Raw genomic sequence first — 16,341 nt, 5'->3', positions numbered from 1 at the left:
TTTTGGTTATCAACGATCTTATAGCACTATACCAAAAAAACACAGTCATAACAGCGTTAACTGCCTACCCAATAGAGCCAGCATCAAATAAAGTATGCTCTATACAAGGTGTTACAGGGAGCTTAGATGCCTTATTGATCACAGCGTTGCAATACAATTGCAAGCAAATACAATTGGTTGTAACGGAGCATAAAGAAGAAGCATTAGAGGTTTACAATGATTGTAGGCATCTAATGGCACCTTATGCTGTCCGGTGGCTGCCTGATAGTATAACCGAAGTTGCTTCAGAAGAAACAGCTAAAAATATTCAGCATAAGCGAACAGAAATTATTCATGCTATCAATGCACAACAATCTGTTTCGGTAGTGGTTGCCTCTGTGGCAGCTCTCTTTGAGAAAATTATAGAACCCTCTCTTTTACATAAAAAGGCTTACCCTATAAGCATTGGGCAAATCCTATCAATCCAGACAATAGAAAAAGTACTTAAAGAGCAACAGTTTATAAAAGTAGATTTTGTTTCTAGTGAAGGCCAATTTGCCATACGTGGGGGCATTGTAGATATTTATTCAGCTACCCAATCATTACCCTGCCGAATAGAATTATGGGGGGATCAGGTTGCTAATATTCGTATTTTTAATCCTAAAGATCAGAAATCTTTTAAAGAAATCACCCATACAACTATTGCCTCCAATCAAGCTATTCTCCAGCAGAGAAAGGGTATAGCTTATACTTCTTTTACCAGCTGTTTACCGAATGGAAGCTGTATTTGGATTAAAAACCCAAGCAAAGTTTTACATCAGCTACAAGAATGGCATAACTATTATGCTACGCAACCCGTAGCTACAACTACTGTCCCGTATGAAAGCGCAGAAAGTTTATTAACCTCCCTGACTGCTTTTCGGCAAATCCATTTTGAATCAGAAAAAACGATGGTTCCCGATAGCACGAACGCAACAAACCTAGCGTATGCTGCCGAACCACAGCCTCTTTTTAAACAAAATTTTGACCGCTTAGCTAAGGACCTCTATAAGTGGAACCAGAATAACTATAAGGTATTTATTACAGCCACTACGATGGGGCAATTAGAACGGATTAATACTATTTTAGAGGAAAAAGAACCCCAACCACACTTTATACCGCTGATTATTGGTTTGCGATCCGGTTATATCGATCATAGCGCTAAGGTGGTTTGCTATACAGAGCATCAATTTTTTAACAGATATTATACACCTTCCTCACCTAAACACTACCCTTTAACAAAAACAGTGCCTATGGAGGGGGGTAAAAATTTTCAGGTCGGGGATTACGTGGTGCACATGGATCATGGGATTGGTCGATTTGCTGGTCTGCATACTTTAGCTATTAATGGGCATAAACAAGAAGCAATTCGATTAATTTATAAAAATAATGATACTATTTACGTAAATGTACAGGAGCTATATAAAGTAAACAAATACAGTGCCAAAGGGGGGGAACCCGTAAACATGCATAAGTTAGGTACCTCCGCCTGGAAAAATAAAAAAAATGCCGTTAAAAAAGAGATTAAAGATGTTGCGAAGGAACTCATAACGCTTTATGCAAAACGCAAGCAAACAGTAGGGTTTGCTTTTTCAAAAGATACCCCTTTAGATATGGCATTGTCTGCTTCTTTCCCTTACGAAGAAACAGCTGACCAAGCATTAGCTATTGCAGCTGTAAAAGAAGATATGGAGCGCTCTAGTCCCATGGATAGACTTATTTGTGGAGACGTAGGGTTTGGCAAAACGGAAATAGCTATTCGTGCTGCTTTTAAAGCAGCCATACAGGGTAAGCAGGTAGCTGTTCTAGTACCTACAACCATTTTAGCTTTACAGCATTACAATTCCTTTATTCATAGGCTTGCTGATTTTCCTATACAAGTAAGCTACATCAACCGCTTTAAAACAAAACAAGAAATACAACAAACATTAGCTGATACAGCTTCTGGTAAGATCCATATACTGATTGGCACACATAAGCTATTGACAAAGCAGGTGCGGTTTAAAGATTTGGGGTTGCTCATCATCGACGAAGAACAGAAATTTGGTGTAATGGCCAAAGAAAAATTAAAACAGTTGCGTTTAAATATAGATACCTTAACCCTAACAGCAACACCTATTCCACGTACCCTTCATTTTTCTCTTATGGGGGCAAGAGATTTAAGTATCCTTATGACGCCACCTTCCAATAGGCGTCCTATACAAACACAGCTGCAATATTTTAATGCTAAAGTTATCAAACAAGCGATAGAAGCAGAAATAATACGTAATGGACAGGTTTTTTTTATACACAATAAGATCAGTACCATTCATATAACTGCCCAGGAGTTATCTCTATGGCTGCCTACTGCACGTATTTGTATAGCACATGGACAAATGGCAGGATCTCTACTAGAAGCAAAAATAGGACAGTTTATAACAGGAAAATATGATATCCTGGTAGCTACAAGTATTATAGAGTCTGGAATGGATATGCCTAATGTTAATACCATTATTATTAATGATAGCCATCTTTTAGGTCTTGCTGATTTGCATCAAATGCGTGGAAGGGTAGGTCGCTCCAATATTCAAGCTTTTTGTTACCTATTGATTCCACCAGATAAGCTGCTTAGCTCAGAAGCAAAATTAAGACTCCGTGCATTAGAAGAATTTTCCGCATTGGGAGATGGTTTTAAATTGGCCATGAGTGATCTAGATATACGTGGTACGGGAGACCTACTAGGTGCAGCGCAAAGTGGCTTTATAACAGATATTGGTTTTGAAACGTATTGTAAAATCCTAGAAGAAGCCGTAACAGAAGTTAAGTGTGCTGATTTCGAGTCATTATTTGAGAGTGATTTACAAAAAAAAGAAGTGTATAATGACTGTTCTATTGAAACAGATTGTGAAGCATTGTTACCAGCTGAATATGTACAGAACACAGCACACCGTATGATGCTTTATACAAGATTAAATGGAATTAAAGATAATACCCAATTAACCCAATTTAAAGAGGAATTAGTAGATAGGTTTGGACCGCTCCCTGCTGCTACGGAAGTTCTATTGGAAACACTACAGCTGCGGTGGCTGGCACAGCGTATGGGTTTTCAAAGATTGGTGTTCAAATGCCAAACATTGTCTTGTCATGTAGGAGCGGATTTCCAAAAAAGGAATCCTACCATCTGGGAACAGCTCATCCAATATATACAGCAATACCCAAGCAGCTGCCAGCTAAGAAAGTTAGCGAATAGTGTAATGCTTACCATTACTAAACCTATTTCTACTGTTAGGGATGCAAAGGAACTGCTCGTTGATCTATTGGTTAAAGCAACTTGAATCCAAATAAGGTGAGCATTATATTTTTAGTTTTGATTTAGAAGGCAATAATACATTCTATACCTTGCTGCTAATGCTCCATTTTTTACATATTCAGTATATTTTTATTTAAAAATTCTTACCTTTAAGAACAATTATAACAGTTTGGATTTTGTACTTTCATACTGTGCATCATTTAAAAAGGGGGCACTTAAAAGGGGGAGAGGTAGCTAAGGGGAGAGACAGCTAAGGGGAGAGACAGCTAAGGGGAGAGACAGCTAAGGAGGCAACTAAAGAAGGAAATAATTAAAATAGGGAGACAACTAAAAAGGAGGCAATAGATGCGTATAAAGGGGCGTGTATTAGTAGCCATGAGTGGTGGGATAGATAGCTCTGTCGCGGCTGTTATGTTGCATGAACAAGGCTATGAGGTAGTAGGCCTAACCATGAAAACTTGGAGTTATGCGGGTAGTGGAGGTAAGAAGAAAGAAACCGGCTGCTGTAGTTTAGATGCTATTAACGATGCGCGCAATGTGGCAGTTGAATTAGGGTTCCCGCACATCATTCTAGATATACGAAAGGAATTTGGCGGTCATGTGATTGATCATTTTAAATCGGAGTATCTTGCTGGTAGAACACCCAATCCTTGTATATTGTGCAATACCCATATTAAGTGGGATGCACTTTTGCAGCGTGCGAATAAATTAAATTGTGCTTACCTAGCAACGGGTCATTATGCCAACGTACGAGAGGAAAGAGGACGTTATATTATCTCTAAAGGGGTAGATTCGAAAAAAGATCAATCCTATGCTTTATGGGGCGTTTCTCAAGAAAGCCTTAGTAGGACCTTATTCCCATTGGGAAATTTAACCAAGTCTGCTATTCGTTCTTTTGCCTTAGAACGGGGATTTACAGATTTAGTAACTAAATCTGAATCTTATGAAATATGTTTTATTCCTGATAATGACTATAGAGGGTTCCTTAAAAGACAAGTAGATGGCTTAGAGGAAAAAGTTAAAGGAGGGGAATTTGTACTGGAAGATGGTACGGTGGTAGGGCATCATGAGGGGTACCCTTTTTACACTATTGGACAACGCAAAGGATTACATGTTGCGTTGGGCTACCCAGTATACGTCATAGATATCCAGAAGGAAACCAATCGAATTGTATTGGGTAGTTTCGATCGATTGCGAAGGGAAGGTATGGTAGTTCATAAATTAAATTTGTCTAAGTATCCAGACCTACAAGGAAAAAAGATAGATACTGTAACCAAAGTACGCTACAACGACACGGGTACAGCGGCAGTGATTGAGCAGGTAGCAGATCAGATGCATGTCTTTTTTGGTTCTGGTGTTCATGCCATTACACCGGGTCAAGCCGCTGTTTTTTACGAAGGGGAGGATGTAATAGGAGGGGGATGGATTCTCTCCGCGTTTCCAAAAAGCTAAAACAATGAGATTGTAATAAACAGTTTACTCTTTAGCGCATATGCCCATAAAATAATCACTTCCCTAAAATTTATATTCATATATAAAAATTGTTATAAGAAACTGGATGAAGATAAAAAGTTTTATATAGAAATGTTAGACAGCTTATGTTTTGGTTAAGAAAAGAGTGGTTTATTTTGTTTATGTGTCTTTTTATATAATTTCTTTATAGTGCATTCTTTTTATGCTAGGTATTCCATTTTTCTATGAACAAGTAGCAATTCCTGAAGTATATCAATAATTCCTCAAACAGGTTCCGTAGGCTTAGCACCAGCCAATGCTTCCTCCGCTGCCTGCTTCAAGAGGATCGCCATGCCTGGTTCTCCATAGCACTGGGCCAGCTCCACATCAATGGTTAAGCTTTCTTTGGCCATGGCTTGTACAACGGTAGGATCTTTGTAACCGGAAGCATGCTTTAAATCATATAACCGCTCTGCCAGCTTCACATAGAGTACAGAAAAATACTCTTTTTGCAAAGATTCCTTAAAGCGGTTGGCAATAGCCAGCAGCGATTCCTCTAAACGTTTCCGGCTATCGATAGCAATTGTATTTTCTACAAAGCAGTAAACGATTAGGGGATAATTGGCTTTGATATAGGAAAGCGGCAGGCGGGTATAGCGGACCAAATCATACAGCAGTGTCGCATAAACCAGTTTAGCATGGCCATCTGTCCAGGCAGCTACCCACTCAGCAATATAAAAATAACATCCCTTTTTCAAAACTTAAGTATAATAGTTCCCCTCGAAACTCCTATAGGATATTTTACCTTATATGCCAATAATCTATCCGATCAACAGCATATTACGCAAGAAACCTTAACTTTCTAAATTCCATGGGAATAAAGCAAACAGCTACCTTAGTAAGGGCTGCGTTTGCTCAAGTCTGGTCCAATGCGGAAACGGAAGGGCTCTTCATTAGGTTAGGAGAATAGAGGTAAAGTATGGCTACCTTGTAAGAAAATAGAAATTTCAATGTAATAAATGTTGACGGAAAAATGAATTTAATACCTTTCGAAGGAGGCCTACTTGCTTTGTCTCCTGTGCTTATAGAAGGGTTTTGTCCCCTTTCTCCTGCCATAGTAATTTGCGGTATGACCTATGCGGATAAGTTGTTACTTTTAAAGCGGCATCCAGCGGTTCTTTCAGCTTGTAGGTGGAATTTACCTGGCGGAAAAGTGGAAAAAAATGAAACGTTGAGGCAAGCTATGGTTCGGGAAATAAAAGAGGAAACAGCTATTGACCTTGACGAATCAGTGGTTCATCTTGTTAAGTCTATCTATGTAAGAAAATACCAATCTAACGGAAAGCATGATTTTATTTGTCATGTTTTTAAAACGCTATTACTTACCCACTCTTCGCATAATGATCCCATTGTACTTTTAAATAGGGAACATACAGACTATGCATGGGTTAGCGTATCAGAGGCGTATCATTTAGACTTAATATCAGGGGGAGAAGCCATCCTTCGGTTGGTATTTGAATGAACAAGCCCCAACTCAATGCGCTAAAATGTATAAATTTGAATATAAACCTAAGGTTAGGTTGATCGTATGTATACATTTCTTCCGAACTACTGTTAAACCCATACTATAGCATCGTGAAAGGATGCCGTCCAATAATGGAAAAAAATCTACAAAAAATAATAAAAGGTTACCAAATATTTAGAGAAAAATATGCTAGTGGCGATAGCTCTATCATGTACAACCTTTACCGCGAAGGACAACAACCTGCTATCCTGGTCATCGCTTGTTGCGACGCACGGGTAGACCCAGCGTTAATCCTACAATGTGACCCGGGAGATTTATTCGTAGTACGGAATGTAGCCAACATAGTACCTCCCTATGAAAAGGATAAAACGCATCACGGTACCAGTGCTGCATTGGAATTTGGTATTTGCTTGCTTCAGGTCCAGCACCTTATTATATTGGGACATAGCCAATGTGGAGGTATCAAGGCTTTCTTGTCTAAAAAAGAATCTAAACAGGATGACTTTATAACCAATTGGATTGCGTTACTTCCCGCGCTTCCTTCTCTCCCATGCAGCAGCGATGCTTATGCAAAGCTATCGCTTAATCAGTCCTATGCCAATTGTCTAACTTTTCCATGGATACAAGAAAAAGTTTTGAAACAGCAGCTTACCATCCATCGGTGGTTTTTTGATATTCCTACTGGATCTATTTACACTTACCATGCTGTACAAGATGCCTATGTACCCTTAGCCTAATCGAATGGTTAGGTCCAAAATAGCTCTATGCAAAACCATAAGACCATATCCCGCTGCGGTAGCCTACGCTTGCTTGTATTACAGTGTAGCCTATTGTTTATGCTATGCTTTACCTATCATGCTGCTCTACCTTTATCCGCTCTACCCCATACATCCCCTGGAAGTATAACACTTTCTATTCAGAATCAAAATTTCATAAACAATACGGAATACTTTAACAAAATTATGGAGGGGGAAACCTTGTTTGGCTTTCATTTTCTACCTAGCGTACACCTTGCTATTACGAATAGCATGGGCCTTCAAATAGGCTGTATTTGGTCCAGGACCTTTGGCCACCAATGGCCATGGATGGGTATACGCCCTGCTTGCTCCATGTATTACCGCAAACAACAAAATGTTTTTATAGTAGGTATTTTTAATAACGCTATACTTACTTTAATTGAACCGCTTTCCAGTTCACATCAACCCTTGGAAAAACCGCATATGGAAGGCTTTCATTTCCGGTTAACGCAGCCAACCAGCCATATAGCTGGTTGGTTAGATTGGAAAAATTGTTTATGCAAAAAGAATAATAAACCAGAAATAGTTACTTTTCAATTGGACGCTAGCTATGGACTCAAGCATACCAATTGGAGCATACCGTTGCAATTAGCGGTTTACCACCTGGGCGGTCAGGGTATTCCGATCCAATCGTACAGCTTATGGTGTGCAGCAGTAGGGTTAACCTATGCCCTTACACCAACGAACACTTTCCTTAAAAAAGTGCAATGGGCTAGTTATCTAGTAGGAAATAGCTATGCCTATAATAGGCAAGCGCATGAACGTGCTTGCCTAAAAGTGAAGCGCCCCTTTAAGGAAGGTTGGGGACACTTCCATACCTTAACCATCTCCCTACATCCCGTAGAAATGGGTGTAAGCTATTGGTATGGGAATAAGTTTTCTTCTGAGAATATGGGCTACCCGCTTTATCAATCTATATGTATTCAGCAAGAGAAAGATAGCTATCCAACCCAGGTAACTTACTACGAAAAAATACGCCATCTTTTGTTTGTATCCTTTGCCAAAACTTGGGAATTTTCCAATGGTATAACCCTTCAAACCTCCCTAAAACCTTATTGCGATTTGATGCATAACCTATTGGAATTTGGGTTTTCCTTGCAATTATCCTATACTGGTAATTTTCACTTAACTGCGTTAGACCCACTATAATGTGCTAGGTCGTCAAGAACTTAAAAATTTTTATATGGTTACAGCTATAGTAAGTGGATGGCTAGTTGTATTAATAATTTTTTTTCTGTAGATTCATGTAAAATGTAGAAAAGTACGTATCCAAAAATAAAGAAAATTGTAATACGTATAGGACGCCGTGTAACGAAGCTATTTGTGTTCCTAGTTTCATCCATATGCTGTGATAAGGGTGAAGATGAAAAGATGACAGAGCAGGGAAGGAAAGAGGGTAAAAAGGAAATCAAGTGGGGTAAAGGGAGGTGAAAAGGGATGAAGGGAGGTGAAAGGGGATGAAGGGAGGTGAAAAGGGGATGAAGGGAGGTGAAAAGGGGATGAAGGGAGGTGAAAAAGGGGATGAAGGGAGGTGAAAAAGGGGATGAAGGGAGGTGAAAAGGGGATGAAGGGAGGTGAAAAAGGGTGAAGGGAGGTGAAAAAGGGTGAAGGGAGGTGAAAAGGGATGAAAGAGGGCTCAAAAATAATTAATTAGCTTAAAGAAATTAAAAAGGCCTGCTTTAGGATAGGGCAGGCTATCTTGTTATAAATAAAACAATTGTATAATAAACTGAAAGTTTGCTTTTATGATTTTTACCATTCCTTCTTTGCCTTATGCCTATCATGCACTAGAGCCTTTCATAGACGAGCGTACCATGACCCTACATCATACCAAGCACCATCAGGCTTATGTGGACAATTTAAACAAGGCTACTGTTGCTACAACCATAGCTGCGCTTCAGGGGGAAGAGGTAGTTGTTTTAGAGGAGCTTGTAAAAAAAATTGCTGCGTATCATACAGTGGTTCGTAACAATGCAGGGGGACATTTTAACCATTCCTTTTTTTGGGGAAGCTTAAAATCCAATGCTACACAGCTGCCTCAACCAGGTTTATTAGAAGCATTAACCCAAACATTCGGTAGCTTCGAGGTATTTAAAAATAAATTCACAGAGGTGGCAATGGCCTGTTTTGGTTCCGGATGGGCTTGGTTATCTGTAGCACATAAAGATGGTCAATTGATGATTACAAGTACAGCTAACCAAGATAATCCATTGATGGATTGTCTCCCTGCTGCAGCGCAAGGTTTTCCCATTTTAGGATTGGATCTATGGGAGCATGCCTACTATCTTCACTACCAAAATAGACGGTTAGACTATATAACAGCTTTTTGGCATAGCGTACATTGGGAATTAATCGAAGATAGGTTTAGGAATCAGCAGTTATATCTGGTTGTTTAAGCGCTCATCTAACGGATCTTCAACAAAAAATACAAACTTAAACGTTGTTATAAGCAACTTGTGTTAATCTAAGCTTCTATGTGCTATCTTAAGTCTAAGATACTTATATTATAGCTAAAAAATCTCTTACATAAGTAAGGGCTAAAAATAGCTCTTCATCTCTAAACAAATTATGCAACAAAAGGAAAAAAATTTTACGTACAACAAAGCGCAATGTATTTTTATACTGCTCGCATTGGCTTTATCAGGTTTGGTTCTTTATATCAGCCAAGAACAGCATGTCATTCCTATTTCTGAGAAGCGCTTTGAAAAAATGATGCTTGATCAGGAAGTAAAATCTGTTGCACTTATTACCAATCAACAGTTGGTAGAAGTAACGCTTAAAGAGGAGGCATTAGCAAAAGAAGACCATCAGAAAGAAATTAAAGAAAAAATTATTTGGAAAACCTCTAGTCAGGTAGTTTATACCTTTCGTATTCCTTCCATCGAAATTTTCGATAGGAATTTTAAAGACATAGAGTCAAAAATAGATCCAAGCATTAGAATAGGTTATCTATCTGAAGAGCGTTCTAAACCTTACAGTTTTATAAACTGGTCCTTTCTTTTTACCTTATTTGTAATTTACTGGTTCTTTCTTCGTAAACCAGGCAATAGTATAGCAGGGCCTGGGGCACAGCTTTTTAATATGCATACCTTGAAGGCAACTGTCTTTGATAAAGATAATCAGATAAGAGTAACCTTCCAAGATGTTGCGGGGATGCAGGAAGCAAAGGAAGAGGTAAAAGAGGTCGTTGATTTTCTAAAAACACCTGAAAAGTTTACTTTTCTCGGCGGTAAAATTCCTAAGGGGGTTTTATTGGTAGGACCTCCAGGAACGGGCAAAACACTGCTTGCTAAGGCAGTAGCGGGAGAGGCCAATGTTCCCTTTATTTCTCTGTCAGGATCAGATTTTGTGGAGATGTTTGTGGGGATAGGTGCTGCACGTGTACGGGATCTTTTTAAGAAAGCAAAAGAAAAAGCCCCTTGTATTATTTTTATAGATGAAATAGATGCCATAGGTAGGGCACGTGGAAAAGCCAATGTACCTGGCGTAAATGATGAACGTGAGAATACCCTTAATTCACTTTTAGTAGAGATGGATGGGTTCTCTACTAATTCTGGTGTAATTATTATAGCAGCAACCAATAGACCAGAAGTGTTAGACGTGGCCTTATTGCGTCCAGGAAGATTTGATCGGCAAGTCAGCATAGATAATCCAGATATAATAGATAGAGAAGCTATTATCCAATACCATAGCAAAGAGCTCAAGCTGGAAAGCCAAATACGTATCAGACAATTGGCGGAGCAAACACCTGGTTTTTCTGGGGCAGATCTAGCCAATATGTGCAATGAAGCTGCCCTAATAGCAGCTAGAAAAAATAAAAAGTTTATAACAATGCCTGATTTCCAATCAGCTATTGATCGAATCATTGGAGGATTAGAGAAAAAAAATAAATTGATTTCGCCAGAAGAAAAGAAAATAGTAGCCTACCATGAAGCAGGTCATGCTATTGCCGGATGGTTCCTACCGCATGCCCATCCTTTAGTGAAAGTCAGTATTATACCTCGTGGGATAGCTTCCTTAGGCTATGCACAGTATTTACCTAAGGAGCAAGTTATTTACCAGGAAGATGAACTACTGGATCAATTGGCTATGGCGTTGGGCGGAAGGGCCGCAGAAGAGCTCATCTTCGGTAAGGTTTCTACTGGCGCATTAGATGATCTAGAACGTACTACTAAATTAGCCTATAGTTTGGTGACGATTTATGGTATGAATGCTAAAGTGGGTAATCTCTCTTTTTATAATTCTAAACAAACAGATTATGCCTTTACAAAACCTTACTCAGAAAAGACAGCCTATACTATAGATGCTGAAGTAAGGGAAATCGTAGAGGAAGCTTATCGGCGTGTTAAAATATTACTCAAAGAAAAATTAGAATCGGTAACATTACTAGCAGAAACGCTATTGGTTAAAGAAACACTATTCAAGTCAGATGTAGAACGCTTAATAGGGAAACGTTTTTCTTCAGATACTAAGGAAACAATTTCCCCTGAGGAAAAATTATCCGCTTCTACAGAGCAGCCCACTACATTGCCTAGTGAACATGAACCTTGAAAATGTGAGAAAACGAATAGCTGTTTTAATGGGAGGATATACAGCTGAACGGCATATATCCCTAGAGAGTGGAAGAAATATCTATAACAAGCTAGCTGCTTCTGCAAAATATGATGTGATTCCGTTATTTTTATCTGGTTCTCCCGAAGCGCAGCATATTTTTACGCTACCTACTTTTCTTCTATTAAAGGATAATGCGGATGATATTCATAATTTTCTATTGCATCCAACGCTATGGGAAGACACGCTATCTTTATTAGATCCTATTAGAGCAGAAGCCCATGCACTGACTGATACCTATGCGAAGCATAGTATCCATCAACCAGAAATACTTAGCTATTCAGCCCTTAAAAAGCGTGTAGATTTTGTTTTTATAGCTTTACATGGTAGACCTGGAGAAGATGGAACCTTGCAAAGATTATTGGAACAATATGCTATTCCCTATAATGGATCCGGCATACAAACTGCTGCTTTAACCATTGACAAATATGCGACCAATCAATTTTTAAAACAACAAGGTTTTCACGTTGCCCAGCAAGTTATTATTACAAAACAAGATTGGGATGCTAGCCAAACTTCCGTAATAAGCAGTATCGAGCGTAACTTGGTTTATCCACTTATTGTTAAGCCAGTAGATGATGGTTGTAGCAGTGGGGTTAGGAAAATTACAGATAGGGCTCTCTTACAGGATTATATAACGGCTAGTTTTAATAGCTCCTTAAAAGGAACCCAACCATTAGGCTTGTCAAATGATCTGCCCCAGTCAGCACAGCTGTTAATAGAAAATTGTATAGAGCAAGATCCAGGAATCTTACACTTATTAGAAATAACGGTAGGCTTGTTAACCCGTATAGACGCCAATAGAGCAACACTATATGAACTATTTGAACCTTCGGAAGTATTGGCTGCTAACACGATTCTTACATTGGAAGAAAAATTTTTAGCAGGAGAGGGGCATAACATTACCCCTGCCCGTTTTCATAAGGATCCTGCCATAGCCAAAATAATAAGCCAAATGGTTCAAGCAGAGCTAAAAAAAGTAGCCCAAAAGCTTAACCTTCAAGGCTATGCCAGAATAGATGCCTTTGTGAAAATATATCCTAATCAAAAGATAGAAGTATGGATTATTGAAGTTAACTCCCTTCCTGCTATGACACCTGCTACCTGTATTTTCCATCAGTGTGCACGCAATGGCTATACGCCCTTTCATTTTATAGATGCCATTATTCAATATGGTTTTACAAAAAGAAATTTTGAAAAAAATACTGAATCCGTTGTATATGCTTAACATTTAATATAAGATGCGCATAACATGTATAAGACAGATAGGCAAACATCTTCTCTATATCTGTTTGCTAAGCATAACGCTATTGTATACTTTTTTTTATATAGTATTGCCTAAGCTCACACAGCAAGGAAAGACAGTTAAGGTGCCAGATTTAACAGGTATGCCTGTAGAGGAATTGGACGATTTTGTGCATCAGAAGCGCTTACGCTATGCGATCACAGACCATAATGACTATTCAAGTAAATTACCTCCTCTTACAGTTTTACAACAATTCCCTTTAGCAGGCGCTTTGGTAAAAGAAGGTAGAAAAATTTATGTAACCTTAAATGCATCCCATCCACCCTCTACCGCTATGCCAAACTTAGTGGAGGCTTCTGTAAAGCAGGCACAGTTGCTTTTAAAAAATCAAGGACTTAAACTGGGCGAAATTAAATACGTACCCGACATTACCAAAAATACAGTGTTAGAGCAATGGCATAATGGGCATCCCATAGCTGCTGGGCAGCCCATTCACAAGGGGTCCACGATTGATCTAGTAGCAGGTGGTGGTTTAGGAAAACAACAGGTTACACTACCTGATGTCGTAACGCTGCCTTTAGAAGAAGCCAGCCTGTTGTTATTAGAACAGGGCATTCGTACAGGTATTGTATATACTGTACAAAAAAATAGCAGCACGAAGGAAGCTATTGGCTGTATAATAGCGCAAAATCCAACAGCTGGAAGTAAAGTACCTAAGGGAACTACCATCAATCTATGGGTAGTAGGTATAAATGCGAAATGCAAAGCAAAATAGTGTTAAGCGCTTCCCATGGGTTAACATGCATAAACAACTGCTCCAACTCCCCCATGATAATTCATAAATGTAGCGAGATTTGGTTTTCTTGTGCAAAAGAAAGATGGTTCACTGCTGTGGTATACTGTTTTATCTGCGTAAATCTTTTCTTTTAATGCAATGGAAGCGTATTGTGAATAGCCCAATCAGCTGTTTGTATAGATTGCGTTAATCTAAGTTAACAATCATTTTGTTGTTGTTTGTTAACGGTATTGTACAATATCATTAGCTGTTTCAATACCTAAGGTCCGCGATACAAGTTAGTCGTTTCAGACCTTTAAAGATTTATACCAAATAGCTATTATGATAAATTTTACATTTCTAGTATAGGCAACGCTTACTATACCGCATGGTTTGTTTTGCCTAGAAAAGAAATAGCAATTTTATGCTTCAAACGATACAATCAAATCCCGTATAAACTTGTAAAACTTTAGGAATAGAGATGCCCAGTGGGTTCTGGTTAAATTCCAGCAATGCTGCCATAATACGAGGCAAAGCCAATGCACTTCCATTGAGGGTATGCAAGAGATGACTTTTTTTCTTTTTATCCTTGTAGCGCAAAGCCAATCTGTTGGCTTGAAAAGTTTCAAAATTGCTAATAGAACTTACCTCTAACCATCTATCTTGTGCCACAGAATATACTTCTATATCATAGGTCATTGCAGCGCAAAAACCTAGATCTCCTGTGCAGAGTTGTACCACGCGGTAAGGAAGTTCCAGCTGTTCTAGTAAGCTCCGTACATAGGTTAGCATTTCCTCTAGCTGTCTGTATGAATGATCCGGATGGCAAATTTGTACCAGCTCTACCTTATCAAACTGATGCAACCTATTCAATCCCCGTACATCAGCTCCCCAAGAACCAGCTTCTCTTCTAAAGCATGGCGTATATCCTGCACATTTAATAGGCAATTCAGCTAGATCCACAATATAATCCCGATACATGTTCGTAATAGATACTTCTGCAGTAGGAATGAGGTAGAGGTCATCGGCCGTTATATGATAGATTTGTCCTTCTTTATCTGGCAATTGTCCCGTTGCATAAGCAGAAGCTGCATTAACTAGAATAGGCGGTTGTACTTCTAGGTAACCTGCTTCTACTGCTTTATCTAAAAAAAAGCTAATTAAAGCGCGCTGTAACCTAGCACCTCTGCCTTGGTATAGCGGGAAACCAGCTCCTGTGATTTTATTACCCAACTCAAAATCAACAAGATCATATTTTTTAATTAAATCCCAGTGTGCTGCGTCTCCTGGCTTAACCTTTGGTAAATCAGCTACTTGATAGATGATTTGATTATCCTTGGCATTTTTTCCAATAGGAATCTCTTGAGCTGGCAAATTAGGTAATTGGTAAAGTTTTTCTAGTAATGCTGATTCACAGGATTTGTATGCTCCCATTAAAATTTTGTGTTTTTCTTTTAAGTGATGCGTTGCTTCTTTCTGGTCCAGCCCTATTGAAACGGTAGCTGTTTGATGTAATGGATGATTTATTGTTTTATGCATGCTATTCAAGCGAGAGGATACCTCTTCCAATTGTGCTTGTATCCTTCGTTTCTCTAAATCCAATGTATATACCTCATCTACCAATTCCTTGGCATTTTGCATGCCTCTTTTAGACAGGGCATCCATGATTGCTTGAGGATTCTCCCTAATACGCCGCAAATCTATCATACTATTAAATTAAATATCAGAAGACTAGTTTAAAGTTTAACATAAAACAAAGCATGCACCAATCTTCCAAAAATGTTCATGGTCTTTTTTAGAAAAAACATTTTAAATTACCATACATACAAACCATTTTATGGGAGCTCAGCTCAACCCTATAGGTATTAACACAACGTATAAAGTAATGCATGTATAAACCCTACCAAGCTAATTTAAGTTTTTTCTTGTTTATTAAGTTATACGAACTGCTGTTCTATACGCTTTGAAAGCTAATTTATGTATGTATATATCAGCCACAATAACCCGTAGGGTGTGGGTTTCTTAGTTTTTTAAAAAATTCAATTAATTGTTCATGGCTTTCTTGAGCCAGTATAGTATCGGTTACCGCTGTTTTAGGATGTAAAGGGAAGGGTATGATCCGGCGGTATCCTCTGGTAGGATCAGTAGCCCCAAATACAAGCCGTTTTATTTGTGCCCAGTATAAGGCACCACTGCACATAATACAAGGCTCCAATGTAACGTATAACGTACAATTGGTAAGATATTTGCTGTTGAAATAATTAGAAGCAGCAGTTAAAGCAATGATTTCTGCATGTGCAGTTGGATCTTGTAGCATTTCTGTTTGGTTATAGCCTCTCGCAATGATCTTACTGTCAGCTACCATCAGAGCGCCCACTGGTATTTCGCCTAGCATAGCTGCTTTTTGGGCTTCTTTTAGGGCGAATTGCATAAAGTAAATATCTTTTTCTATGTAATTCATAATATTTACTTATACGGAAGTATCCGTTCAGGATGGAAGGTATAGAGTTTTATGTTTATGTATTGCAGTTTCCATCTTTTTTTAATACCCTACATTAGGGAAGTATATATTTCTTTTATAAAGAGAAATAAATCATAACTATAATGTAAAATTATAATACTATTAAA

At 38.6% G+C, this 16,341-nt stretch carries 12 protein-coding genes; 9 read left to right on the top strand and 3 right to left on the bottom strand.

Annotation, left to right across the window (positions count from 1 at the left end; all coding sequences use genetic code 11):
• Positions 1 to 2: 2 nt before the first annotated feature.
• Positions 3 to 3,332, top strand: coding sequence for a transcription-repair coupling factor (gene mfd, locus DK880_RS00585; RefSeq protein WP_109996916.1), 3,330 nt, complete (start codon positions 3 to 5; stop codon positions 3,330 to 3,332).
• A 320-nt stretch (positions 3,333 to 3,652) separates the two neighbouring features.
• Positions 3,653 to 4,759, top strand: coding sequence for a tRNA 2-thiouridine(34) synthase MnmA (gene mnmA, locus DK880_RS00580; RefSeq protein ID WP_109996915.1), 1,107 nt, complete (start codon positions 3,653 to 3,655; stop codon positions 4,757 to 4,759).
• A gap of 284 nt (positions 4,760 to 5,043) precedes the next feature.
• On the opposite strand, the gene DK880_RS00575 is transcribed toward mnmA, so the two are convergent.
• Positions 5,044 to 5,517 (bottom strand): HD domain-containing protein, encoded by a 474-nt coding sequence (locus DK880_RS00575; protein ID WP_109996914.1) that lies wholly within the window; start codon positions 5,515 to 5,517, stop codon positions 5,044 to 5,046.
• Between the two features lie 275 nt (positions 5,518 to 5,792).
• Between DK880_RS00575 and DK880_RS00570 the strand changes: the two genes are divergently transcribed.
• The 7 genes from DK880_RS00570 to DK880_RS00540 all read left to right on the top strand — a co-directional run bounded on the left by DK880_RS00570 (position 5,793) and on the right by DK880_RS00540 (position 13,713).
• Positions 5,793 to 6,281 (top strand): NUDIX hydrolase, encoded by a 489-nt coding sequence (locus DK880_RS00570; protein ID WP_109996913.1) that lies wholly within the window; start codon positions 5,793 to 5,795, stop codon positions 6,279 to 6,281.
• 134 nt (positions 6,282 to 6,415) lie between these two features.
• Positions 6,416 to 7,021 carry a carbonic anhydrase gene (locus tag DK880_RS00565; RefSeq protein WP_109996912.1) on the top strand — a complete coding sequence of 202 codons (606 nt, stop codon included), beginning with the start codon at positions 6,416 to 6,418 and terminating at the stop codon, positions 7,019 to 7,021.
• Positions 7,022 to 7,048: 27 nt separating this feature from the next.
• The gene (locus DK880_RS00560) at positions 7,049 to 8,230 is read left to right on the top strand and encodes a hypothetical protein (protein ID WP_109996911.1); all 1,182 of its coding nucleotides are present in this window, start codon (positions 7,049 to 7,051) and stop codon (positions 8,228 to 8,230) included.
• Between the two features lie 596 nt (positions 8,231 to 8,826).
• Positions 8,827 to 9,477 (top strand): superoxide dismutase, encoded by a 651-nt coding sequence (locus tag DK880_RS00555; protein WP_109996910.1) that lies wholly within the window; start codon positions 8,827 to 8,829, stop codon positions 9,475 to 9,477.
• Between the two features lie 172 nt (positions 9,478 to 9,649).
• Positions 9,650 to 11,632, top strand: coding sequence for an ATP-dependent zinc metalloprotease FtsH (gene ftsH / locus DK880_RS00550; protein ID WP_109996909.1), 1,983 nt, complete (start codon positions 9,650 to 9,652; stop codon positions 11,630 to 11,632).
• Positions 11,633 to 11,636: 4 nt separating this feature from the next.
• Positions 11,637 to 12,920: a D-alanine--D-alanine ligase family protein gene (locus DK880_RS00545; RefSeq protein WP_109997687.1), complete on the top strand. Its 1,284-nt coding sequence runs from the start codon at positions 11,637 to 11,639 to the stop codon at positions 12,918 to 12,920.
• Positions 12,921 to 12,933: 13 nt separating this feature from the next.
• Positions 12,934 to 13,713, top strand: coding sequence for a PASTA domain-containing protein (locus tag DK880_RS00540; protein ID WP_109996908.1), 780 nt, complete (start codon positions 12,934 to 12,936; stop codon positions 13,711 to 13,713).
• 429 nt (positions 13,714 to 14,142) lie between these two features.
• Here DK880_RS00540 and serS read toward each other — a convergent pair whose 3' ends face one another.
• Together serS and DK880_RS00530 are read right to left on the bottom strand one after the other, a co-directional pair.
• Complete coding sequence (gene serS, locus DK880_RS00535; RefSeq protein ID WP_109996907.1) at positions 14,143 to 15,420, bottom strand: serine--tRNA ligase; 1,278 nt, start codon at positions 15,418 to 15,420, stop codon at positions 14,143 to 14,145.
• Between the two features lie 283 nt (positions 15,421 to 15,703).
• A complete protein-coding gene (locus tag DK880_RS00530; RefSeq protein WP_109996906.1) occupies positions 15,704 to 16,174 on the bottom strand; it encodes a nucleoside deaminase in 471 nt (156 codons plus the stop codon).
• Positions 16,175 to 16,341 lie beyond the last annotated feature (167 nt).

The sequence above is a fragment of the Candidatus Cardinium hertigii genome (assembly GCF_003176915.1).
Taxonomy (GTDB): Bacteria; Bacteroidota; Bacteroidia; order Cytophagales; family Amoebophilaceae; genus Cardinium; species Cardinium hertigii_A.
The sequence above is the reverse complement of the archived record's forward strand: the minus strand, read 5'-3'. Positions and strand labels throughout refer to the sequence as shown.